Below are 21,460 nucleotides of genomic sequence, written 5' to 3'. Positions count from 1 at the left end.
CTAGAGAGAACCGCTGGGCTCCTCCGCCAGGTTGGCGAACCTGGAGTAGTGCAGCTGGTGGGCCACAGCAATGCTTCCGGTAGGTCCACCACGGTGCTTTGCGACGATAATATCCGCCTCACCAGCACGTTCATGGTCAGCCTCCTGCGAGTCCGGCCGGTAAATCAGCATGACGATATCGGCATCCTGCTCCAGTGAGCCCGACTCACGCAGGTCCGAGACCTGTGGCTTCTTATCTGTGCGAGCTTCCGGACCACGGTTCAGCTGCGAAATTGCAATCAGCGGTACCTCGAGTTCCTTCGCCAACAACTTGAGCTGACGGGAGAACTCCGAGACCTCTTGCTGCCTGGACTCGACTTTTTTACCCGAGCTCATCAGCTGCAGGTAGTCGACCACGATCATCTTCAGATCGTGCTTCTGCTTCAGCTGACGTGCCTTCGCGCGAATCTCCATCATGGTCAGGTTCGGCGAGTCATCAATAAACAGCGGAGCATCGCGAATCTTGTCGCCGACCTCGACCAACTTGGTCCAGTCCCGCTCATCCAGGTCACCGGAGCGCAAAGATGCCATGTTGATCTTCGCCTCTGCGGACATGATGCGCATCATGATTTCATTGCGCGACATCTCCAACGAGAAAATTGCGCTGGTCATGCCGTTGCGAATCGAGGCCGAACGCATGAAGTCCATCGCCAGCGTGGACTTACCCACACCCGGGCGAGCCGCAATAATCACCATCTGACCTGGGTGAAGACCGTTTGTCAGCTTGTCCAGGTTGGTAATCCCCGTCGGCACACCCTGCGCCAGACCGCCGTTTTGGGTAATAAGATCCAGTTCCTCCAGCGTGTCATCCAGGACATCGGCGATGGGAACGTAGTCATTCTTCGTGTTCTCACGTCCAACACTGAAGATGAGCTGCTGCGCCTCATCCACCAGCTGCTCCGGCTCCGTGTCCTCCGCGCCCGCATAGCCGATCTGGGCGATCTTCGTGCCGGCCTCTACCAGGCGACGGATTGTCGCCTTCTCCGCAACAATGCGGGCATAGAACTGCGCATTCGCCGCCGTTGGCACCAGGGAGGCCAAGGTGTGCAGGTACAGCGGACCACCGATGCGCTCCAGGTCTCCAGTTCGATCCAGACGACCTGCCAGCAAAATGGGGTCAATTTCCGAGGATTCACCGTAGAGGTGCAAAATCGCCGAGTAAATCGTCTGGTGCGCCGGTCGGTAGAAATCCTCCGGTGTCAGCTGCTCGTACACATCCGCAACGACCTCTGAGTTCAGCAGCATCGCGCCGAGCACACTCTGCTCCGCCTCGATATTGTGCGGCGGCGTGCGCTCAAAAGTCGCGCCCGCGACCGCACTCGCACGAGCGCCACGACCACGGTCTCGCTCCCAGTCCCGCGCCCCAGATCCGCTTGCCGACGATCCTTTGCCCGAGCTCTGCGAGAAGGAATACTCCTCCGGTGGCGCATCCTCTACCGGTGGTTCCGGAGGCAGCGGAACGTCATCGAAAGAATCATCGTGGGAATTTACCGAGTAGGACGACGCCTCGTCCCCTGCTCGTGAATGACCACCATCACCTACAGGCTGACTCATCGTGAGCAGCTCCTCCCCTTCTGGACCACTTAGGTGCCTTTTCAACCCTGTTACTGACTGACCGTCACATTCAATATGTCTGTTCCGACCGCCAGCACTGGACACCTGACTACCTACCGCAGTTATACCTGTTCGAGCGGATTGACGGACCTGTAAAAGTACCCTTGAAGGCCCCAGAAAACAATCTTCCACGGGGTTATCCCCGAAGTTATCCACAGCTCCTGTGGATAGGCCTGGGGAGAACATGTGCACAATCAGGAAAAGTCCAGGTGAACGGTCCGTAACCCTAAACCGCCGCTTGAATGTTAACGGGGGTAGCGGAGTTTCAACCCGAAAATATTCTATCCACGCAGGTCAGTACATATTTGCCTTAATCCTGCACAAATGTAATCCTCTGTTGCCCCTTTAGCATCGATGCTGCTCATGCGGAGATTATTAACGATGAATTAATAAAAATCTCGCGTTCTCCAGAAAAGTTATCCACGGCAGCCAGGAAAGTTACCCACAGGTTTATCCACAGCAATCATCGTTAGCCTGTGGACAAGTTGTAGATGCTCTTTCCAGCACCTGCGTAAAAGGCTTTAAGCCAGCCTTAAACCACGAAAAGCCCCGACCTTTCACTACGAAAGATCAGAGCTTCACGTGTGCTGTTGTCATTGGGCCTCAGAGCCCGCGCACATCCTTAGGCGCGGCGCTCGTCGGCCGCCGTCAAAGTAAAAACTTTAAACCGCGAACTTACGCGGCGACGACCTGTACGGAAACATGCGCGGTAATCTGCGGGTGCAGCGCGATGTCAACGGTGTGCTTACCAAGGGACTTGATCTGGCTCGGAGCAAGCACGACTGCGCGCTTGTCGATAGCCTGACCGGAAGCCTTACGAACTGCATCGGCGATGTCACCCTTGGTGACGGAACCGAACAGCTTGCCATTTTCCGAAGCCTTCACAGCAACGGAGACGTTGTCGAGCGAATCAATCTTCTGCTTGACTTCACGTGCATGGTCGAGGTCGCGGATAGCGCGAGCCTCCTGGGCACGGCGAATGCCCTCGATCTGCTTTTCTGCGCCGCGGGTGGCAACAATTGCCAGTCCGCGAGGAAGCAGGTAGTTACGTCCGTAGCCGGCCTTGACCTCAACGATGTCGCCTGCGACACCGAGCTTGTCAACGTCGGCGGTGAGGATCAGCTTCATGATCCCTGCCTTTCGCTGGATATGTCTTTAAAAGATTATGAGAATTGTGGATGCTAAATCTGCTGCAAACTAGTCACGTAGTGCCGTGGCTGGAAGGAGCTTAGAACGGAGGCTCATCGCCGCCGAAGCCACCACCGGCCGGAGGAGCTGAGTTCCACGGATCTTCCGCAGGAGCTCCGCCACCAAAACCGCGATCGCTCTGTCCACCCTGGTTGCCCTGGTTTCCACCAAAGCCACCGCCGAAACCACCACCGGCATTTCCACCCTGGCCGCGGTTACCGCCGCCAAAGTTTCCACCGCCGTTGCGTGGAGTGCGCGTGACCTGAGCTCGAGCGAACTTCAGGGACGGACCCACCTCATCGACCTCAACCTCAAAGACGGTACGACGCTCGCCCTCGCGGGTCTCGTAGCTGCGCTGGCGCAGACGACCCTGGACGATGACACGCATGCCTTTGGAGAGACTTTCGACAGCGTTCTCCGCTGCCTCACGCCACAGGCTGCAGGTGAGGAACATGCCCTCGCCGTCAACCCACTGGCCATCTCGGTACACCCGCGGAGTCGACGCGACGCGGAAATTCGCCACGGCAGTGCCGTTCTGGGTGTACTTAAGCTCCGGGTCAGCAACCAAGTTGCCAACCACTGTGATTTGTACGTCTCCCTGAGCCATGCTTCTTCTCCTCGGTTGTATTCTGTCGAGCTGATGATGGGGCTTTCGCCCGCTATCCTACGGCTTTCGCACTACCGGTGTGCCCCATTCGAGCACTCTGGATACGCAAATATGACGCAGATTAACGATCAACCCGCAGCACCTTGGTGCGCAGGATGCTGTCGTTCAGATTCAGACGACGGTCGAGTTCCAGCACGGATGCGGACTCGCAGGTGAGGTCGACGACAACGTAGATGCCGTCTTCCTTCTTCTCGATCGGGTAGGCGAGGTGGCGCTTACCCCAGATGTCCACCTTCTCCACCTTGCCGTTCTCCTTGCGGACAACGTCGAGGTACTTCTCCAGGGACGGGCCTACGGTGCGCTCATCCTGAGACGGATCGATAATAATCATTACTTCGTAGTGACGCACGGACCTCATCACCTCCTATGGTCTAGTTCTTGTATTTCGGCTACACAGCGTGGTGCGCTGGCACTGTCTTTCATGCCAACCGCTATGCAGCAGGAGGATCGTTGCGTCAAGCAACCCTGCCAGGGTACCGCAGGCAGAGGTATATGTCCTAATCGCAGGCGCCGTCGGCAAGCAGTACTGGCAAGCGGTGTCAGGGCGCCGAATAAAAAGAGACGCACACAGAGCTACTGCGTGCGTCTCTTTGAATTGTGAAGTTGTCGCGTGCTTGGTGGGCAGTTAGCGCTCTAGCAGCTAACTACCTGGCCTGCGTCCTACATTGATGTCGAGGAAGCATGTGCCAACGCAATAATCACCGGAATGACTGTCGCGAATAGGAAGGCTGCCAGGCACAGAGCCCAAATGATTGCCGGTTTCCACTTCTGCATGAAGCCCCAAAAGGCCGTGCCGAACATCAGGAAGCCGATCGCGACGCAGACGATGGTGAAAATCACCCACGTATCCACTTACTGTCCACCTCCAGGGTTACCGGGGTCTCCGCCGCCTTCATTGCCACCGCCGAAACCACCGCCTCCCGGAATCGGGATGGGCAGTAGGTCAGCGATTCCGCCGCCACCGCCGCCGCCATCGCCACCCGGAACCGGAAGCGGTGCAGGCTGCTCCTCGGAGGACTCAGAGGTCGACTCCTCGGCCGACTCCTCTTCTGTGGTCTCCGGGGCAGAGCCCTGGTCATAACCAGAGTCAGAGGTCGACGGCGCCTGGTACTGCGGCGCACCTGCAACACCACCGATTGGTTCCGGCTTGGTGAAGTACTCAAAGTCCTCGTTGGCCAGTGCGTTATCCATGGTGTACTTCCACAGATCGCCCGGAGTTTGGGCACCGTACATGATGCCACCGTAGGCGTTGTAGAGCGCCGAACCATCGACGTTGCCAACCCACACTGCAGTCGACAGCTGCGGTGTCGAACCGATCATCCACGCATCCTTGTTCTGGCCAGTGTCACCCAACTGCGTAGTACCGGTCTTGGCGGCCGACGGGCGACCACCGCTCAAGGGCTTGTTGCTGTAACCGGCAATAGGCTCCATGGCCGATATCATATTGGTGGCCACTGCCTTGGAAACTCGACGGTCGCCCTTGTCAGCGTTGGACTCGTAAACAATCTCGCCCTTGGAGTTTTCGACCTTCTCTACGAAGTGAGTCTGCTGATAGACGCCATCGTTAGTCAGGGTAGCCAGACCAACGGCCATATCCAGCGGACGTGAGAGGTACTGACCCAGGGCGATACCGTCCTGCGAGTGACCGTTGTCGTCCATCAGAGTCTTTTCAATACCCGGGATGGACTCAGCCACGCCCAGACGATGAGCCATTTTGGCGGTGTCATCCGGACCATTCTTTAGGTCGCGCTGCAGGCGAATAAACGGGGTGTTCAGCGACTGCTTCAGGGACTCATAAAGCGGAAGCACGCCACCGCCGGCACCGCCGTCGTTGTGCAGAGTGACGTTACCGGACTGCACAGGTGCCGAAGAGTACTGCGCGGTCAGCGGAATGCCCTGATCGAGCGCTGCGGCCAGCGCAAAAATCTTGAAAGTAGAACCGGTCTGCAGACCGCTGTTCGCGTAGTCCCAACCAGTCGGATCGTCGCCACCGTAGTAGGCGCGGACAGCACCGGTCTTTGGCTCCACCGAAACGATGGCGGCACGCAAACCCGTTGACTGATCGACGTAGTTTTCCATCGCATCCAGGGCAGCCTGCTGTACCGTCGGGTCAATGGTCGTCGTAATGCGTAGACCGCCGGTGTTGACCTCCTGCTCGGAGATACCTTCGCGCTCCAACTCAGCCAGCACCTGATTCTTGATCATGGCAGCCGGGCCGGGCTCCGGAGCCTGCTTCGGCGCCAACGCCGGATCGATGGTCTCCGGGTACTGCATTCCCGCGCGGTCCTGCGGCGAGACGATGTTCATCTCCACCAGGCCATCGAGGACGTAGTTCCAACGCTGCTCAGCCTCCGGGCGGTTAGTCCACGGATCCAGTGCGGATGGACGCTGAATCGAGGCCGCCAACACAGCACCCTCTTCGGCATTCAGCTCACCGACTTCCTTACCGAAGTAGGCCTTCGACGCTGCCGCGATACCGTATGCGTTACGACCAAAGTAAATCGTGTTGAGGTAGGCCTCAAGGATTTCGTCCTTAGTCCACTCCCGCGCCATCTTCGCCGACATGACCAGCTCCTTGGCCTTACGGGTCAGCGTGCGCTCGTTGCCCACCACAGCATTCTTGACGTACTGCTGCGTAATGGTCGAGCCGCCACCGGCACTGGAATTACCAGTCACGACTCCCAGAGCCGCACGGGCATAACCAGTCAAGGAGAAACCCGGGTTGGTATAGAAATCACGATCCTCAGCTGCCAGCACTGCATTGCGTACAGCATCCGGCACCTTGTCGATAGTGATGTTGCTTCGGTTACCGCCCTCCGGGACGATGCGCGTGATTTCCTTTTCACCAGAACGGTCATAAATCACCGCAATCTGGCTATTGGCCAACTCCTCTGGCTCCGGCACGTCCGTTGTCGCATAAGCAACACCGAACACAACTACCGGCAACAGCACGACCAGCGCCACGGCTAGACCGAGCCACGCTAAAATTCGCCGCTTATTATCAGTCGGCTGTTCTTCTTGCGCCATCGAGCTTTCCTCTTCATGGTCATCTGGTTCAAGGTCATCTGGGGCGTACTGCCCCTTCTCCGGGTCCGGCTCGCTTGCCGACGTCATCTCTGAACCGGTAGCCAGACCCTCGTCATTGCCACCGACCGAAACAGCATCAATGCTGTCGCTGGAATCGTCGTCAAGCGATGCGTCATCGGAGCGTGCGTGCGTATTGAAGGAATCAGCATCCGGCTGATCCCACCACTCGCCTGATGAATTAGAACCCTGGCCCTCGTGAGGGCTGTTAGGACCGCCTGGGCTATCGGGTCGATCATTGCTCACGGGTGCTCTCCCTAGTTTTCTGACTCTTCTCGAGCTGCCTGAAGTGTCCGGGTCAGGAAACTCCACTTGCAGTCGGGGCACACCTCAACTTCTTTGACGGTGCACGAACCATATTCATTAACTATTGCGGATAATTCGTTTTCAGTACAAGCAGAGCCGGAACGACGGCCCAAGTTTTCTCCGAACACCCAGAATACGAGTCGGAGGTCAAATTTGCGACATACTGGGCACTCTTCCTGGGACTTTCTGCCATGAAAACGCGCGGCAGCGACCAGCCGAGCATCGGCATCACAGAGTGATTTCCGTGAAACTTCCCCTGCACGCCACTGCTCCAATAACTGCTTCTTGAGCAAGGAGTGATCGATCTCGCCCTGCCATGTCATCACGAAGACAGATTAGCAGGCTCGTGCGGGCTGGTTTCACCCCCGCTTTATCGGTAAACACATGCCCCCTCACGGTTCGGGCATCGGCAAAAAACGCATAAAGGTATAACGTCACGCTCGTTACCTCAATGCGCGCACCCACTCACGGCCGCACCGCTGGCGCAAGACCCTGGTGCGGGGTTCTGATGCTAGGTCTTGATGCGAGTTCCCGGTGTGAGTTCCCGGCGCGAGGTCAAAGCCTCCGAGCACATAGTTTCAAGGAGAATTACTAAATGAGTTCAATTCGCGTCGCTATCGTCGGCGTCGGCAACTGCGCCTCTTCCCTGGTGCAGGGTGTCGAGTTCTACCGCGATGCAAAGCCCGATGAGACCATTCCTGGCCTCATGCACGTCGTCTTCGGCGACTACCACGTCTCCGATGTCGAGTTCGTCGCAGCTTTCGACGTTGACGACAAGAAGGTCGGCAAGGACCTCTCCGAGGCCATTGTTTCCTCCGAAAACTGCACCATCAAGATTGCCGATGTCCCGACTCTCGGCGTTGAGGTTCAGCGCGGCCCGACCCTGGACGGCGTTGGCAAGTACTATGCGGACACCATCGACGAATCCCCGGCTGAACCGGTCGACGTAGTTCAGGCGCTGAAGGACGCCAAGGTCGATGTCCTGGTCTCCTACCTGCCGGTCGGTTCCGAGCAGGCCGACAAGTTCTACGCACAGTGTGCCATTGACGCTGGTGTGGCCTTCGTCAACGCCCTGCCGGTCTTCATCGCATCCGACCCGGAGTGGGCCAAGAAGTTCGAAGACGCGGGCGTTCCGATTGTCGGCGACGATATCAAGAGCCAGGTCGGCGCAACCATCACTCACCGCGTCATGGCCAAGCTATTTGAGGACCGTGGTGTTCGCCTCGAGCGCACCCTGCAGCTCAACGTCGGCGGCAACATGGACTTCAAGAACATGCTCGAGCGCGACCGTCTCGAGTCCAAGAAGATCTCCAAGACCCAGGCTGTCACCTCCAATCTCACCGGTCCACTGGCCGGCAAGATTGATGACCGCAACGTCCACATCGGCCCGTCGGACTGGGTGGACTGGCTGGATGACCGCAAGTGGGCCTACGTCCGACTCGAGGGCAAGGCCTTCGGCGAGGTGCCGCTGAACCTTGAGTACAAGCTCGAGGTCTGGGACTCCCCGAACTCCGCCGGCATCATCATCGATGCTGTTCGCGCAGCTAAGATCGCCAAGGATCGCGGCATCGGCGGCCCGGTTTACGCCGCTTCTTCCTACCTGATGAAGTCCCCGCCGAAGCAGCTTGCCGACGATGTTGCGCGAGCACAGCTCGAAGCATTTATTAAGGGCGAAGACTAAAAGGTACAAGCACTCAAAAGTACAAGCGAGCAGCTCCGAGAGCATGTTCCTTGAAAAGCGCCAGCCGGTTACCCATGCAGTAGCCGCTGGCGCTTTTGTGCTCCTCTATCCCCTGTCCTCCCCGCTTCCTTCCACGCCCTTCTCGCCCTACTCGCTGCTGCGCCCACCTCGTCCCTGCCATGGATGCGTGCGCTGCAGTCGTCGTAAAGCTGACAGCAATACATCCGAGAGGATTGATTCGCGAGATATATCACAAGTCGAAAGTATTCGCGAGAGTAGCCGTATGGCTACCTCCAAGCCAACGTTCTAAGTACAGAAGAAGTGACACTTTAGGGGGTTTCTGCCAGCGCTGAAAAACCTTATACGCAGATAGGTTTAATGCTTTGTGCTGGGGGTTTAGATGATCGATGGAGAATTCCTGGTGATTTTATTGCCGAAATCACCAGTTGTAGAAAAATAAATAGCACCTCAAATAAATTTCGTATTGGCAACTAGCACTGTTCGCATATAACATCGTCGCTATGACATTATCTTCGGGCTCGATTGGCAATCCTGATGCCGTTACTCCTCTGTCGCTCGCTAAGCGCATTCGCCCTCTCCTGACTCGCGCTGAGCTGCTCTACAGCCGCCGCTCCTCGGAGTCCCAGCTCAGCCGCGCGCAGCTGTCCATCATGATGACCCTGGAGGCACTGGGCGCCTGCCGTATCAGCCAGTTGGCTGAGGCCGAGGCCATCCGCATGCCCACCGCTTCCAACGCCGTGCACCACTTGGAGGTCGCCGGCATGGTGGAGCGCGTCCGCGACAGCAAAGACCGCCGTGGCGTCCGCGTTGAACTGACCGACCGTGGCCGTGAAGAGCTGCACCGTGTTTCTGAAGAGCGCAATCAGCAGATGGCTGAAATGTTCAGCACGCTGACCCAGGAAGAGCTGGAATTTGGCGCTGGTCTTGAGACGATTCTGTCCAAGATTCTCGAAAACTACCCGGAGCATCCAAAGACAAACCCAAGCGTCTAGTCTCTTTTCCAGCTAGCCCTGCCCTCTTTAAGCCCACAGGCAGGGTACATAGCTTTTACACGTCATCAGTGCCGTTTTATATATGCCCGCCTATCCACGTAGGCTATTACCCAGAAGCACCACTTGGATATTTCTGAGTAATCACAGGAGGATTAGCGATGGCTTCCCGCCCGCTTCGTATCATGATTGCGTGGCGTCCAGGCGAGTACGGCACCGAAACGCTTGCTTACGCCGCTTGGTTAGCTCGCACCACGAAGGTGCAGATTCGCGTCGTCAGCGCACTGTCGCGCGGCTGGCCGCTGACCTCACTGGCTCGGCTGAGCACCAATGACTCCTGGGTTTCCCACGAAACCGAGTCTCTTGAAAAAATCATCAAGGATGAGCTAAAGCTCGCTGGCCTGCGCAAGGGCATGCTTGACGACGATGCCGTGCGGATCATCGAATCCTCCAGCGAATCTACAACTATCTGTAACGAGGCCGAAGAATTCGAAGCCGATATGGTTCTGCTTGGCACGCGCCGAAGCAATACCAAGGACTGGGCCGCCAAGAATCGCAGTCGCTTTACCGCGGGGTCGACTTCGGATGCGCTGCTGCACTACTCGCCAACTCCACTGGGGCTGGCTATCCCCGGCGCGAAACTTTCTAAGCATGGTGTGACCCGTGTCAGCATTTGTTACATTGACACCCCACAGTCGCACCACGCATTGAATAAGGCTGCTGACCTGGCACACCGTTGGGAAGTTCCCCTGCGTCTGGTCTCGTTTACGCCCCGCGGTGCGACCATGTACCCGACGGAGAACGGCTACGGCCCCTCCTCGGACCTGATGATTGAGTGGCGCGAGCAGGCGATGGGGCTGCTCGACCGCGGTACCGACCGCGCGCATACCCGTTACCCAGATCTGTCCATCGATGCGGACGTGGCCTCCGGCAACGGTTGGGAAGAGGCCATTCAGTCCATCAAATGGAAGAAGGGGGACTTGCTCGTTTTGGGTTCGTCTACTCTTGGCCCATTCGGACGAATCTTCATCGGATCGTCGACTAACCACATCGTTCGCCACAGCCCGGTGCCAATGCTGATCACTCCGGCCTAGTATGGCAGGCACATCAGAAGGGATTTAGAGGCGAGGGGAGCAGATGGTGGATAACGCGCCGGGGCACAGTAAACCGGAGCGCACCGAGGATGAAATCTTCGACGAGCTTGAGCGCAAGATGTATTCCGGCAAGCGCGCCTACATCTACACCGCGGGTGTGATTCTTACGACCCTGCTCGCGGGCCTCATTATCGGCATCGCTGGCGCGATTGTCGGTGGCCCCACCTGTGATGCGGGCAAGTCCAGCTTTATTTGCTCCCGCACATGGGAAATCCTCTTTCCCGTCGTCCCGGGCGTAATCTCCCTGGTTGGCTGCCTTTTGGGCTTCTGGCAGACCTACGTGGAGTGGAAGAACTTCCGCAACTGGCGCCCGTGGCTCGCCATGTGCTGGGTGCTCATGCCCTTCACTTTGATGTGGATGCTCTCCACATTCGGCGTCCTGATTCTGGGCGTTAAGTAGGGGTAAGAGGCGGCCAGCCTCGACGCCACCCTCTTGAGGTTTTTGCGAGAAAGCCTCAAGCGAGAAAGTGTCTGGGCTTATGACAAATTTGAGCCGATTTTAGGCCTTAAACTGCCATAACCCCAGACACTTTCTTGTACGCACTGGCCTCCCTGGCTACTTCTTCACAACCAGGTTGACCATCTTGCCCGGAACGACAATGACCTTCACGATATTGCCACCGGCGCTCTCCACCGCTGCGACAACCTTTTCGTCGGCACGCGCGACGGCCTCGATATCCTCGCGGGAAGCATCGGTAGCCACGTCAATGCGGGCACGGACCTTGCCGTTGATCTGAACTGGCAGCTCAACGGTGTCGTCGACCAGCCACTTCTCGTCAACTGCCGGCCACGGACCGTGCGCCAGGGACTCGGAGTGGCCGAGGCGGCTCCACATTTCCTCCGCGATGTGCGGTGCCACCGGGCCCAGCATGAGAGCCAGCGGCTCCACAGCGGCGCGCGGTGCACCGGCCGATCCGTAGGTCTTGGTCAGGTAGTTGACGTACTCAATGAGCTTTGCGACGGCCGTGTTGTCACGCAGTTCTGCGTAGTCAGAGGTAACCCCTTCCACGGTGCGGTTGAGCGCCTTGAGGTCGTCGTCGGAAAGCGCTGCGTCCGTGACGGCGAGCTCACCGGAGTCCTCATTGACCACCAGACGCCAAGCGCGCTGGAGGAAGCGCTGCGAGCCGACCAGGTCCTTCGTCGCCCACGGGCGGGAAGTGTCGAGTGGGCCCATGGCCATTTCGTAGACGCGCAAGGTGTCGGCGCCGTAGTTGTCGCAGACCTCGTCGGGGGAGACGGCGTTCTTCAGGGACTTGCCCATCTTGCCGTACTCCTGGAAAACCTCCAGTTCGGAGCCGTCTTCGGCGCCGCCTGGGATGAAGAACTTACCATCGCGCTCAACTACCTGATCCGCCGGTTGGTAGACACCACGGGCATCGGTGTAGGCGTAGGCCTGAATGTAGCCCTGGTTGAACAGACGGCGGTACGGCTCCTTGGAGGTCACGTAGCCGAGGTCGAAGAGGACCTTGTGCCAGAAGCGGGAGTAGAGCAGGTGCAGCACCGCGTGCTCGACGCCGCCGACGTAGAGGTCGACGCCACCTGGGTCGTCCTTGCCGTGCGTCTCCGGGCGGGGGCCGGTCCAGTAGCGCTCGTTTTCCAGGTCAACGAACTTTTCAGCGTTGTTCGGGTCAATGTAGCGCAGCTGGTACCAGGAGGAACCTGCCCAGTTCGGCATGACGTTGGTGTCACGGCGGTACTTCTTCTTGCCGTCGCCGAGGTCGAGCTCGACGTTGACCCAGTCAGTGGCCTTGTCCAGTGGAGCCTTTGGCTCGGTGTCGGCATCGTCCGGGTCGAATGTGACCGGCTTGTAGTCCTCGACCTCCGGCAGCTCGACCGGAAGCATGGACTCGGGCAGTGCGTGGGCGTGACCGTCCTCGTCGTAGACGATGGGGAAGGGCTCGCCCCAGTAGCGCTGGCGGGCGAACAGCCAGTCGCGCAGCTTGTACTGGATCTTCTCGTGGCCAGCACCTTCCTTCTCCAACCACTCAATGACGGTGGCGATGGCGGTGTCCTTGTCCAGGCCATTGATGTCCAGGCCGGAGTCATTGGCGGAGTTCACGCACGTACCGTTACCGACGTACGCCTCCTTTGCAATGTCACCACCTGCAACAACCTCGCGGATTGGCAGACCGAAGGCAGTGGCGAACTCGTAGTCGCGCTCATCGTGGGCCGGGACAGCCATGATGGCACCGGTGCCGTAGCCAATCAGGACGTAGTCGGAAATGAATACCGGCACCTGTTCGCCGCTGACCGGGTTGGTGGCGTAAGCGCCCAGGAAGACGCCGGTTTTCTCCTTGTTCTCCTGGCGTTCCAGGTCGGACTTGGAGGCAATTGCGGCGCGGTAAGCGGCGACGGCCTCAGCTGGGGTTTCCTTGCCGAAGGTCCAGCGCTCATCCACCCCCTCGTAGGAACCACTACCGGCTTCAACCAGCTGATCCACCAGCTCGTGCTCAGGAGCGAGCACCATGTAGGAGGCTCCGAAGAGAGTGTCCGGGCGAGTGGTGAAGACCCTGATCTTGGTGGAGACCTTCGGGCCGACCTCAGCTGTGAAGTCAACCTCGGCACCGCGGGAGCGACCGATCCAGTTGCGCTGCATGGACTTGACCTTGTCCGGCCAGTCCAGCAGCTCCAGATCATCGACCAGGCGGTCGGCGTAAGCGGTGATGCGCATCATCCACTGGCCCAGCCGCTTGCGGAACACCGGGAAGTTACCGCGCTCCGAACGACCTTCGGCGGTCACTTCCTCGTTGGACAGCACAGTGCCGAGGCCCGGGCACCAGTTGACCATCGAATTCGACTGGTAAACCAGGCGGAACTCATCCACAGCTTCGCGCTGCTCGGTCTCGCTGAGCTCAGCGTAGACGCGACCGTCCTTGGTAGCCATCTCGCCGGACTCCAACAGTGGAATCAGCTCATCGATACGACGGGCCTTCTTTTGATCCTCATCGAACCAGGCGTTGTAAATCTGCAGGAAAATCCACTGCGTCCACTTGTAGTAGTCCTGGTCAGTGGTCGCGAAAACACGACGGCGGTCATGGCCAAGCCCCAGGCGGCCCAGCTGGCGCTCCATGTTGGCGATATTCGCTTCCGTCGTCACGCGCGGGTGCGTACCGGTCTGGATTGCGAACTGCTCCGCCGGCAGGCCAAAGGCGTCGTAGCCCAGGGTGTGCAGCACGTTTGCGCCCTGCATACGGTGGAAGCGCGCGAAGACGTCGGTGGCGATGTAACCCAGTGGGTGGCCTACGTGCAGACCGACGCCTGACGGGTACGGGAACATGTCCTGGACGAAAAGCTTGTCCTTCGGCGGAGTCGAGCCGTCGGCAGCTGCCAAATCGCCCACCGGGTTGGGGGCGTAGAAGGTGCCGTTATCTTTCCAATACGTCTGCCACTTTCCCTCTAGCTGAGTCGCCAGCTCGGGGGAGTAGCGGTATTCAGTGGCTTCTGCCGAGGACGAGGACTTTTCGCTGTTGGTCATGGTCTCACAGTCTAATAGGTGCGTTTGGCACGTGCCCAACCACCTATATAAATTGGAAGCATGATTGTCATCCCTGTAATTACCCTGGTTCTGGCTGTTTGCATAGCCGTGGTCGCTGGTTTGGCATGGTCGGCGAAGCTGCCGGGTAATAACTGGATTGGAATTCGTGCGCCCGAGGCTCGAAAGTCCCAGGAAAACTGGGATATTACGCACCGCGTTGCCGGGCCGCCGTGGGCTGTGTCCGCCGTCGCTTTCCTCGGCGCCGCCATGCTCGCCTTCCTCGCCATCCGCCCGGAGGCCTCTGGTTGGATGTGGCTGTGGTACGCCGTCGCTCTGCTCGCCGGTATCGCCATGCTCGGCGTTGGTGCGGCTATCGGCTCGCACACCATCGCGCTTTACGACGCCAAGGTCTCCGCCGAGTCCGGCTCCGGTTGTGGGTGCGGTGACGGTGACAGCGGCTGTGGCTGTGGCTCTGCCACCACTGATGCCGCTGATACTGCAGCTGATGATGCCTGCTGCTCCGACAACCCAGCAGCAGACTGCGGTGTCTCCGGTGGCTGCAGCTCCTGTGGCCTGGAAGGACTGTGCACGGACAAGGGCTCATCCGCGGATGCCACTTTCAAGCCTGTGGACAAAGATGCGCTGCGCAAGGCAGCTGAGCAGAAGAAGTAAAAAGTTATTGCAGAGAAAAGCTTCTGCAAAATAGTAAGACAACTTCTGGTTGCCCACTAAACTATTTGTCCATGTGGCAACGAATTGTGAGTTGGCGTCCAGATCCCCTCATCGTCGGTATCGTTGCTGCAGCGATACTGGCGATTTTTTTTCCTGCAAGCGGCACTACCGCTGAGGTTTTCAGCTGGGCAACGAAGATCGCCATCGGCTTCTTGTTCTTCCTCTATGGTGCGCGTTTGAGCCCGCAGGATGCGTTGGCCGGTGTTAAGCATTGGCGGCTGCACATAACCATTCTGGCTTTCACATTCGTGCTGTTCCCAATCCTCGGCCTGCTGATGAAACCCCTGGATTGGATTCTCTCTCCTGGCCTCTACCTGGGCATTCTGTACATGACGCTGGCCCCGTCAACGGTGCAGTCGAGTGTGAACTTCACCTCCATCGCCAAGGGCAATGTCGCTGGCGCAATCGTCAGTGCCTCGGCTTCTAACCTGCTGGGCATCGTCGTCACACCGGTGCTCGTGATGCTGTTGATGGCCACTGGTGGCGGCGTTCATGTGGATTCGTCGGTGTTCTTGGATATTTCGCTGCAGTTGCTGCTGCCGTTCGCAATCGGCCAGCTCACTCGCCGTTGGACCCTGAAGTTTGCCGCCGCGAAGACGACTAAGAACGTTGACCGACTTTCCATCGGACTGGTTGTCTATGCCGCGTTCTCCGAGGGCATGGTGCAGGGCATTTGGTCGAAGGTGCCGGCCGGCGACATTGTCATCCTCTGTGTGCTCTCGGTAGTGCTGGTGGAATTCGTTTTGCGGCTGTCCGGTTTCGTCGCAAAAAAGATGGGCTTCGACCGCAAGGACCGCATTGCCATTCAGTTCTGCGGTTCGAAGAAGTCCCTGGCCACTGGCCTGCCAATGGCCGCCGTTATCTTCGGTGCCGATGCCAGCCTCTACATTTTGCCGCTGATGATTTTCCACCAGATTCAGCTGATGATCTGTGCGGTCTACGCCGCTCGCTGGGGCAAGGAAGCAGAAGCTGAGCCGGGGCCACAACCCGCTTAACGCGGTCTAGGGCATGGACCCGAGGGGCGAATCCGGCTTGGCACATATACTGGGGCGCACAACATAAGGTTCGGTTTTAAACGAGCAAACGAAAGTGTGAGATTCAGTATGGCTAACGAGAATCCGGCTCCATTCTCCCCGGAACAGCGCGCCGCAGAAGAGACCGCGATCAACGAGTTCTGGTCGTGGTGGAACTCTTTTGGCGCCGATGCGCTCGACTCTATGTTTAGTGTCCAACTCGGTATCGATGGTGCCCCGAACGCCGCCGATGTGGACATTATTGATGTCCAGAAGGAGGTCGGCGGCCGCATCGCCGCCATTAATGACCGGCTCATCTGGGGGTTTGAGGCTGGCACTCCGTACTCTCGCCATCTTCTGACTGTTAGCGCTGCCGGCGATCCAGAGCTGCGCCCGGTCGCTCGCCGTTGGCTGGAGGCCGCGCCTGACGACGGCGCGGTGTGGTCTTTCACCGACCTCCGCCAGGCGGATCCGGCAATGAAGCTGTCGCTGGGGGATGTCGCAGCTACGTTGGTTGCACAGGGTGCTCTCGAGGCCGATGCTCCCGCCGAGGTCGATCCGGCAGATGCCCGCGTGGCTGTTAGCAGTGGTCATGGGGCAGTGGACGTTCGCCTATTCCACCCGCTGTTCCCGGCAATTGCTCAGTTGGAGGACGGTGAGCGTTTGGTAGCTCAGCTCGGTTTCACACTGCTGCAGCTGGCTCTGGGGGAGGAGGACTTCGGCCTGTGGCTGCGCGGTTTCGCCTTCGCTGGCGAGGAGCCGGAAGGTGCTATCCCGCTACCGGAGCTGGGCGGTGTCGTCGAGCAGCTCGCGGAAGAGTGCCCGGAGTGGCTCACCATTGATGCCGAAGCCAACGGCCAGCCGCTCGTCGTCGCTACTCGCGCTCCGATTACGCAGCTGGTGAGCCCGACTATGACGCAGCATGTACTGATTCAGCTCATGCTCGCTCACATTGACGACAAGGGCTTGCCGACGGACGAGTCGAAGGAATCCCTCTCCGAGTTCAATACCGCTGCCGCTGAAGCCATCGCTGAGGACAAGGGTATTTTTGTCGCAACTGAGCAGTCCGACGGTATGGCTCTGATGCACTTCTTTATTGACCCGGCATCTGATGCGGAGGCGGGTCTGCGAGCTGTTGCGGAGACGTGGACCGACGGAGAGCACGTTGTCGACACCGCTTACGATCCAGCTTGGCAGCGCGTCGGCCACCTGCGCGTGTAGATTGGTTTTTTGTTATGAACGCTCGTCATCGTCTTACTCCGCGACCATCTCGCGCGATTCGCCTGGGGCTTACCGGTGTCATCGCTGTCACCAGCCTTCCGCTGGCAGCCGGGAACGTCGCTGCGGCTCCGCAGCCGAAACTGACTCCACAGGGCACTATTGATGCTCCGGGGCGCACCCAGATCAGCTTTACCCACACCCCGACCGGCGCTCACTACGGTACGGCCAACGAGAATGAAGCTCGTCCGGGGCTGTCGATTGTCAAGCTCTACATTGCCGACTACGTCTTCAAGCACGGCACCGAAGCGGACAAGGCGAAGGCCACACAGATGATTCGCTACTCCGATGACAACATTGCCAGTGAGCTCTACGGCCGTTACCCGGACTCCATTAACGCCACGGCGCGTGAGTACGGCCTCAGCAACACCCACGGTGCGGGCCACTGGGGCAATTCCACTACGTCCAGCGCTGACACCGTGAAGTTCCTGGAGGCCAAGAAGCGTGAGAACACTTCTGACCCGGTGCTGGTTGCTATGAGCACCGCGTCACCTGTGGCAGCGGATGGCTACCGTCAGGATTATGGGACTGCCACGCTGCCTGGTGTTATTGGCACAAAGTGGGGTTGGTCCGATGACCGCCAGAGCGTTCACGCCTCGGCATCCATTGGCCCTGACTTCAGCGTCGCTGCTAACACCTACGGGACGAAGGAAACTCACACCAGCGATGTTCAGAATGCCTTCGGCGGCACGCTGGGCACTCCATCGCTTCCTGGCCTGCCCGACAGCCCGAGCCTGCCGAACATCCCAGACATCCCGAATCTGCCTGAGAGCCCGAATCTCGGCGAACTACTGAACCTGCCAGAATCCCCGCAGCTGCCGCAAATTCCGGGGCTGCCGAACTTCACAGGCCAGGTACCGGCGCAGTTCTAGCCACTGACCGCTAGCCGCTGGCACCGCCTCACACAGCGCTTACGCAGCGCACCTCACGCGACAAGGTTCACGAGGGCCATATACAGCGCCGTGCCTACGAATATCGAGATTACGGTGTTGCGCCGCCACCAATGCAGGAAGATGGTGACGACCAGCGCCACAGGCACGGCCCAGGCAGCGCCGGGGTCGCCACCCTCACCGCTGAGCCCCAACCGTCCAAAGACGGTGTAAACCACCAGCGCCATCATGACTCCAACCGGCATGGTCGTGCCGAGGAATTCGAACAGGGGAGAGCCCTTCAGGGTCCGCACGAACGCAAACGGCAGTGCGCGCAACGCAACTGTCACCGCACCCATCGCAAAGAGCGCGGCTAGCACATAGCCGGAATCGGGCATCGCGGTCATGCTCACTCTCCCTCCGTTACACGCTGATTGCTTGACGATGTCATGCGCATCACCCGATCCACTCGTGGTGACCACACGCGCAACAGCAGCATGCCGAAGTACATCAACAACCCGATGACCAGCATCTGGTTCGGGTTAATCAGCCACCCGACCAACGTGCAGACGATAGCGGCCAGGGGCAGTGACCAATCCTTGGAGGTCTCAAAGGCGTCCATGGCCAGCACCGTAAAGAGCGCCACCAGTGCGAACTCGGCACCGCGGATCCCTTCGGGCAATGCTGCGCCGGTTAACGCCCCGACAACACCGGAGCCCACCCACAGCAACTGGCAGAGAATCTGAATCGTCAGCAGTCGGCGGCCCGACATCTTTTCAGCCGGATTTGCCGCAGAGACAATGGCATACGACTCGTCGGTTAGCGCGTATGTGGAATATGCGCGGCCGAGACGAGACTGTATCCGGTCGCGGGGGAACGTCAGCCCGTAGAAAACGTGGCGGAAGTTGACCATAAACGAGGTCACGGCACAGCCGAGCAGACCTGTATGGGCCATAACCAGGCCGACAGCGAGGAATTCCATCGACCCCGCGTAGACCACGAAGGAGAAGATGGGTGCCCACCACCAGCTAAAGCCAGTCTGTGCGATGAGTAGGCCGAATGCGAGCCCCAGCGGAATGAGACCCATGCCCACGGGCAGTGTCTGCCGAATGCCGGCAGCTATGTCGCTGCGGTCGCTAGTTGCAGTGGCGTTTACCTCGGCGCTATTTCCTTCGATATTGATGTTCTGACCCATTTAGTTGTCACGTACATCTACGGGGTAGGTGCCATACAGTGGCAGCGGCCAGGGCTGACGGCGCATGCAATCACCCCAGATGTCAGCGGCAGCAGGCGCGAGTACATCAGAGGGCAGGGCAGGGGCGACGTACCAATCACCGCGATCGAGCTCTTCTTCCAACTGCCCCGGATCCCAGCCCGCGTAACCGGCGAAGATACGCGCGCCATCTATGCGGTCGCGTACGTCCTCCGGCTCCACACCGAGGTTGACCAGTGCAAACCTGTGGGCGATGCGTTCCATCAGCGGTGCACCGGTAATACTGTCGGTCTCCTCTGGGAGGGTAGCGCCATTTCGCACCACACCAATGCAGATTGGCTGCGTCTGGTTGACCGGACCCCCGACGTAGAGCACCGGCGGCTTAGCCATCAGTGACGCCCAAGGCTCGAGCACATTGTGCACAGGCGTCTGCGAACGCTGCGTGAGATCGACACCAAGGGTGCCGTGCTCATCGTGTTCAATGAGGAAAATCACCGAACGAGCGAACTCCGGCGAGAGCATGCCGGGGGCTGCGAGCAGCAGCATACCGGCGGCCGGGTCGTTGCGCTCGAGGCTGGTAAAAAGCCGGTCGCCATAGAGATTTTCCGGATTAATCGATGCCATTAGCTCTCACTTTCGCTTTCAGCCTGCTCACCGGACTGCTCGTACCACCATTTCTTCAGCGCCAAGATAGCATCCTCACGCTCCAGCGGACCGGACTCCAATCGCAGCTCTTTCAGGTAATTCCAGGCCTGTCCGACTTCCTTGCCGGGCTTCAGGTCCAGAATTTCCATGATTTCGTTGCCATCCAGGTCGGGGCGGACGCGTGCGAGGTCCTCCTGCTCAGCGAGCTCCTTGATTCGCGCTTCTAGACTGTCGCAGGCTCGTGCGAGGCGTGCTGCTTTACGACGGTTTCTCGTCGTACAGTCGGCCCGCACGATTTTGTTGAGTCGTTCCAACAAATCTCCGGCGTCGTTGACATAACGTCGCACCGCTGAGTCCGTCCACTTGCCTTCGCCGTAGCCGTGGAAGCGCATGTGCAGGTAGACCAACTGCGAGATTTCATGGCTGATCTTCTTCGGAAACTTCAACTTGCGCAGCCGGCGACGCACCAGCTTCGCACCGACGACCTCGTGCTGGTAGAAGGTGACATTGCCCTGCTCGTTGTAGGCGCGAGTAGCGGGCTTACCACAGTCGTGCAGCAGTGCCGCCCAGCGCAGCACGAGGTCTGGTTCACCGGGTTCTTCCTGGTCAATAGCTTGTCGCATGACCTGCAGAGAGTGTTGGTAGACATCCTTGTGCTGGCGGTGTTCATCCTGCGTCATGCGCATGTCGGAGATCTCCGGCAGCACGCGGTCGGCCAACCCCGATTCCACCATCAGGTTGATACCTCGGCTTGGGTCCGCACCCAGGATGAGCTTGTTCAGCTCGGTGGAGATGCGCTCAACCGTGATGCGGTCAATTTCGCTGGACATTTCTTTCAGCGCTTTGAGCACACGCGGTGCCACGTCGAACCCCAGCTGGGAGGCGAAGCGGCAGGCGCGCAGCATGCGCAGGGGATCATCGCCAAAGCTCACCTCCGGCGCCCCCGGGGTATCCAACACACCCGCGACAAGATCCTCGAAACCTCCGAGCGGGTCGAGGAAGGTGCGGGTGCCGTCACCGTGGAGCTCCACGGCGATGGCGTTACAGCGGAAGTCACGGCGGATTAGATCGCCCTCCAGCGTGTCACCGAAAGTGACCTCCGGATTGCGACTGACCTGGTCGTACGTATCCGCACGGAATGTGGTGATCTCCACCTGACGGCCATGCCGTTCCGCGGAGAGTGTGCCGAATTCAATGCCGGTATCCCAGACAATGTCCGCCCAGTCATCGAGAATCGTGCGCGTCACCTCCGGGCGTGCGTCGGTGGTGAAATCGAGATCCACGCCCAGTCGCCCTAAGAGAGCATCGCGCACAGAACCGCCCACAAGGTACAGACGGTGGCCAGCTGCACTAAACGCAGCTGCCAGCGAATCGAGAATCTCCGACTCCTTAGCAATCGCCTGATCCGCCACTGCCAGCATTGCCGTCCTACGCACCTGTGGGTCCGCATCAGCAGCCGCCGGAGTAGCGCCGTGAGGTGTAGTCCCCCCGG

At 59.1% G+C, this 21,460-nt stretch carries 20 protein-coding genes; 8 read left to right on the top strand and 12 right to left on the bottom strand.

Annotated features, from left to right (window positions below; translation table 11 throughout):
- The 7 genes from dnaB to HMPREF3042_RS10810 all read right to left on the bottom strand — a co-directional run bounded on the left by dnaB (position 1) and on the right by HMPREF3042_RS10810 (position 7,221).
- Positions 1 to 1,593: a replicative DNA helicase gene (gene dnaB, locus HMPREF3042_RS09840; protein WP_070857023.1), complete on the bottom strand. Its 1,593-nt coding sequence runs from the start codon at positions 1,591 to 1,593 to the stop codon at positions 1 to 3.
- 735 nt (positions 1,594 to 2,328) lie between these two features.
- Positions 2,329 to 2,781 carry a 50S ribosomal protein L9 gene (gene rplI / locus HMPREF3042_RS09835; protein ID WP_005511982.1) on the bottom strand — a complete coding sequence of 151 codons (453 nt, stop codon included), beginning with the start codon at positions 2,779 to 2,781 and terminating at the stop codon, positions 2,329 to 2,331.
- 100 nt (positions 2,782 to 2,881) lie between these two features.
- Complete coding sequence (locus HMPREF3042_RS09830) at positions 2,882 to 3,448, bottom strand: single-stranded DNA-binding protein (RefSeq protein ID WP_005511984.1); 567 nt, start codon at positions 3,446 to 3,448, stop codon at positions 2,882 to 2,884.
- A gap of 121 nt (positions 3,449 to 3,569) precedes the next feature.
- The gene (rpsF, locus tag HMPREF3042_RS09825) at positions 3,570 to 3,857 is read right to left on the bottom strand and encodes a 30S ribosomal protein S6 (RefSeq protein WP_070439172.1); all 288 of its coding nucleotides are present in this window, start codon (positions 3,855 to 3,857) and stop codon (positions 3,570 to 3,572) included.
- Positions 3,858 to 4,168: 311 nt separating this feature from the next.
- Positions 4,169 to 4,360, bottom strand: coding sequence for a hypothetical protein (locus tag HMPREF3042_RS09820; protein ID WP_016421704.1), 192 nt, complete (start codon positions 4,358 to 4,360; stop codon positions 4,169 to 4,171).
- The gene (locus HMPREF3042_RS09815; protein WP_070857021.1) at positions 4,361 to 6,838 is read right to left on the bottom strand and encodes a transglycosylase domain-containing protein; all 2,478 of its coding nucleotides are present in this window, start codon (positions 6,836 to 6,838) and stop codon (positions 4,361 to 4,363) included.
- Positions 6,839 to 6,849: 11 nt separating this feature from the next.
- Positions 6,850 to 7,221, bottom strand: a complete 372-nt coding sequence (locus tag HMPREF3042_RS10810) for a DUF5318 family protein (protein WP_246822413.1) — start codon at positions 7,219 to 7,221, stop codon at positions 6,850 to 6,852.
- Between the two features lie 272 nt (positions 7,222 to 7,493).
- On the opposite strand from HMPREF3042_RS10810, the gene HMPREF3042_RS09810 reads away from it, so the two are divergent.
- The 4 genes from HMPREF3042_RS09810 (at position 7,494) to HMPREF3042_RS09795 (ending at position 11,143) form a co-directional block, all read left to right on the top strand.
- Positions 7,494 to 8,579 carry an inositol-3-phosphate synthase gene (locus tag HMPREF3042_RS09810; protein ID WP_016421706.1) on the top strand — a complete coding sequence of 362 codons (1,086 nt, stop codon included), beginning with the start codon at positions 7,494 to 7,496 and terminating at the stop codon, positions 8,577 to 8,579.
- A gap of 521 nt (positions 8,580 to 9,100) precedes the next feature.
- Positions 9,101 to 9,592 (top strand): MarR family winged helix-turn-helix transcriptional regulator, encoded by a 492-nt coding sequence (locus tag HMPREF3042_RS09805; RefSeq protein WP_016421708.1) that lies wholly within the window; start codon positions 9,101 to 9,103, stop codon positions 9,590 to 9,592.
- A 158-nt stretch (positions 9,593 to 9,750) separates the two neighbouring features.
- Complete coding sequence (locus HMPREF3042_RS09800; protein WP_048760048.1) at positions 9,751 to 10,683, top strand: universal stress protein; 933 nt, start codon at positions 9,751 to 9,753, stop codon at positions 10,681 to 10,683.
- A 43-nt stretch (positions 10,684 to 10,726) separates the two neighbouring features.
- The gene (locus HMPREF3042_RS09795) at positions 10,727 to 11,143 is read left to right on the top strand and encodes a hypothetical protein (RefSeq protein ID WP_070857019.1); all 417 of its coding nucleotides are present in this window, start codon (positions 10,727 to 10,729) and stop codon (positions 11,141 to 11,143) included.
- 156 nt (positions 11,144 to 11,299) lie between these two features.
- Here HMPREF3042_RS09795 and leuS read toward each other — a convergent pair whose 3' ends face one another.
- Positions 11,300 to 14,218, bottom strand: coding sequence for a leucine--tRNA ligase (leuS, locus tag HMPREF3042_RS09790; protein WP_070857018.1), 2,919 nt, complete (start codon positions 14,216 to 14,218; stop codon positions 11,300 to 11,302).
- Positions 14,219 to 14,278: 60 nt separating this feature from the next.
- Between leuS and HMPREF3042_RS09785 the strand changes: the two genes are divergently transcribed.
- The 4 genes from HMPREF3042_RS09785 to HMPREF3042_RS09770 all read left to right on the top strand — a co-directional run bounded on the left by HMPREF3042_RS09785 (position 14,279) and on the right by HMPREF3042_RS09770 (position 18,113).
- Positions 14,279 to 14,890 carry an SdpI family protein gene (locus tag HMPREF3042_RS09785; RefSeq protein ID WP_070857016.1) on the top strand — a complete coding sequence of 204 codons (612 nt, stop codon included), beginning with the start codon at positions 14,279 to 14,281 and terminating at the stop codon, positions 14,888 to 14,890.
- Between the two features lie 71 nt (positions 14,891 to 14,961).
- Positions 14,962 to 15,945 (top strand): bile acid:sodium symporter family protein, encoded by a 984-nt coding sequence (locus HMPREF3042_RS09780; protein ID WP_070857013.1) that lies wholly within the window; start codon positions 14,962 to 14,964, stop codon positions 15,943 to 15,945.
- A gap of 108 nt (positions 15,946 to 16,053) precedes the next feature.
- Entirely contained in the window at positions 16,054 to 17,184 is a 1,131-nt protein-coding gene (locus HMPREF3042_RS09775; RefSeq protein WP_070857012.1) for a DUF695 domain-containing protein, read from the top strand.
- 14 nt (positions 17,185 to 17,198) lie between these two features.
- Positions 17,199 to 18,113 (top strand): hypothetical protein, encoded by a 915-nt coding sequence (locus HMPREF3042_RS09770; RefSeq protein WP_246822406.1) that lies wholly within the window; start codon positions 17,199 to 17,201, stop codon positions 18,111 to 18,113.
- Between the two features lie 53 nt (positions 18,114 to 18,166).
- Here HMPREF3042_RS09770 and HMPREF3042_RS09765 read toward each other — a convergent pair whose 3' ends face one another.
- Genes HMPREF3042_RS09765 through HMPREF3042_RS09750 form a run of 4 tightly spaced genes read right to left on the bottom strand, consistent with a single transcriptional unit; the run spans position 18,167 to position 21,389 of the window.
- Positions 18,167 to 18,517, bottom strand: a complete 351-nt coding sequence (locus tag HMPREF3042_RS09765) for a branched-chain amino acid transporter permease (RefSeq protein WP_038627068.1) — start codon at positions 18,515 to 18,517, stop codon at positions 18,167 to 18,169.
- A gap of 2 nt (positions 18,518 to 18,519) precedes the next feature.
- Complete coding sequence (locus tag HMPREF3042_RS09760) at positions 18,520 to 19,305, bottom strand: AzlC family ABC transporter permease (RefSeq protein ID WP_141762919.1); 786 nt, start codon at positions 19,303 to 19,305, stop codon at positions 18,520 to 18,522.
- Positions 19,306 to 19,947, bottom strand: a complete 642-nt coding sequence (locus HMPREF3042_RS09755) for a YqgE/AlgH family protein (RefSeq protein ID WP_070857010.1) — start codon at positions 19,945 to 19,947, stop codon at positions 19,306 to 19,308.
- A complete protein-coding gene (locus tag HMPREF3042_RS09750; protein ID WP_049181955.1) occupies positions 19,947 to 21,389 on the bottom strand; it encodes a CCA tRNA nucleotidyltransferase in 1,443 nt (480 codons plus the stop codon). Before HMPREF3042_RS09750 ends, HMPREF3042_RS09755 begins: the two co-directional genes overlap by 1 nt.
- Positions 21,390 to 21,460 lie beyond the last annotated feature (71 nt).

This window comes from Corynebacterium sp. HMSC074C05 (assembly GCF_001838325.1).
Classification (GTDB): domain Bacteria; phylum Actinomycetota; class Actinomycetes; order Mycobacteriales; family Mycobacteriaceae; genus Corynebacterium; species Corynebacterium amycolatum.
The sequence above is the reverse complement of the archived record's forward strand: the minus strand, read 5'-3'. Positions and strand labels throughout refer to the sequence as shown.

Excerpts from the sequence above, each read along its gene's own strand:
- dnaB (WP_070857023.1), bottom strand. The coding sequence starts at position 1,593 with ATGAGTCAGCCTGTAGGTGATGGTGGTCATTCACGAGCAGGGGACGAG.
- rplI (WP_005511982.1), bottom strand. The coding sequence starts at position 2,781 with ATGAAGCTGATCCTCACCGCCGACGTTGACAAGCTCGGTGTCGCAGGC.
- HMPREF3042_RS09830 (WP_005511984.1), bottom strand. The coding sequence starts at position 3,448 with ATGGCTCAGGGAGACGTACAAATCACAGTGGTTGGCAACTTGGTTGCT.
- HMPREF3042_RS10810 (WP_246822413.1), bottom strand. The coding sequence starts at position 7,221 with ATGACATGGCAGGGCGAGATCGATCACTCCTTGCTCAAGAAGCAGTTA.
- HMPREF3042_RS09810 (WP_016421706.1), top strand. The coding sequence starts at position 7,494 with ATGAGTTCAATTCGCGTCGCTATCGTCGGCGTCGGCAACTGCGCCTCT.
- HMPREF3042_RS09805 (WP_016421708.1), top strand. The coding sequence starts at position 9,101 with ATGACATTATCTTCGGGCTCGATTGGCAATCCTGATGCCGTTACTCCT.
- HMPREF3042_RS09800 (WP_048760048.1), top strand. The coding sequence starts at position 9,751 with ATGGCTTCCCGCCCGCTTCGTATCATGATTGCGTGGCGTCCAGGCGAG.
- HMPREF3042_RS09795 (WP_070857019.1), top strand. The coding sequence starts at position 10,727 with ATGGTGGATAACGCGCCGGGGCACAGTAAACCGGAGCGCACCGAGGAT.
- leuS (WP_070857018.1), bottom strand. The coding sequence starts at position 14,218 with ATGACCAACAGCGAAAAGTCCTCGTCCTCGGCAGAAGCCACTGAATAC.
- HMPREF3042_RS09785 (WP_070857016.1), top strand. The coding sequence starts at position 14,279 with ATGATTGTCATCCCTGTAATTACCCTGGTTCTGGCTGTTTGCATAGCC.
- HMPREF3042_RS09780 (WP_070857013.1), top strand. The coding sequence starts at position 14,962 with ATGTGGCAACGAATTGTGAGTTGGCGTCCAGATCCCCTCATCGTCGGT.
- HMPREF3042_RS09775 (WP_070857012.1), top strand. The coding sequence starts at position 16,054 with ATGGCTAACGAGAATCCGGCTCCATTCTCCCCGGAACAGCGCGCCGCA.
- HMPREF3042_RS09770 (WP_246822406.1), top strand. The coding sequence starts at position 17,199 with ATGAACGCTCGTCATCGTCTTACTCCGCGACCATCTCGCGCGATTCGC.
- HMPREF3042_RS09765 (WP_038627068.1), bottom strand. The coding sequence starts at position 18,517 with ATGACCGCGATGCCCGATTCCGGCTATGTGCTAGCCGCGCTCTTTGCG.
- HMPREF3042_RS09760 (WP_141762919.1), bottom strand. The coding sequence starts at position 19,305 with ATGGGTCAGAACATCAATATCGAAGGAAATAGCGCCGAGGTAAACGCC.
- HMPREF3042_RS09755 (WP_070857010.1), bottom strand. The coding sequence starts at position 19,947 with ATGGCATCGATTAATCCGGAAAATCTCTATGGCGACCGGCTTTTTACC.
- HMPREF3042_RS09750 (WP_049181955.1), bottom strand. The coding sequence starts at position 21,389 with ATGCTGGCAGTGGCGGATCAGGCGATTGCTAAGGAGTCGGAGATTCTC.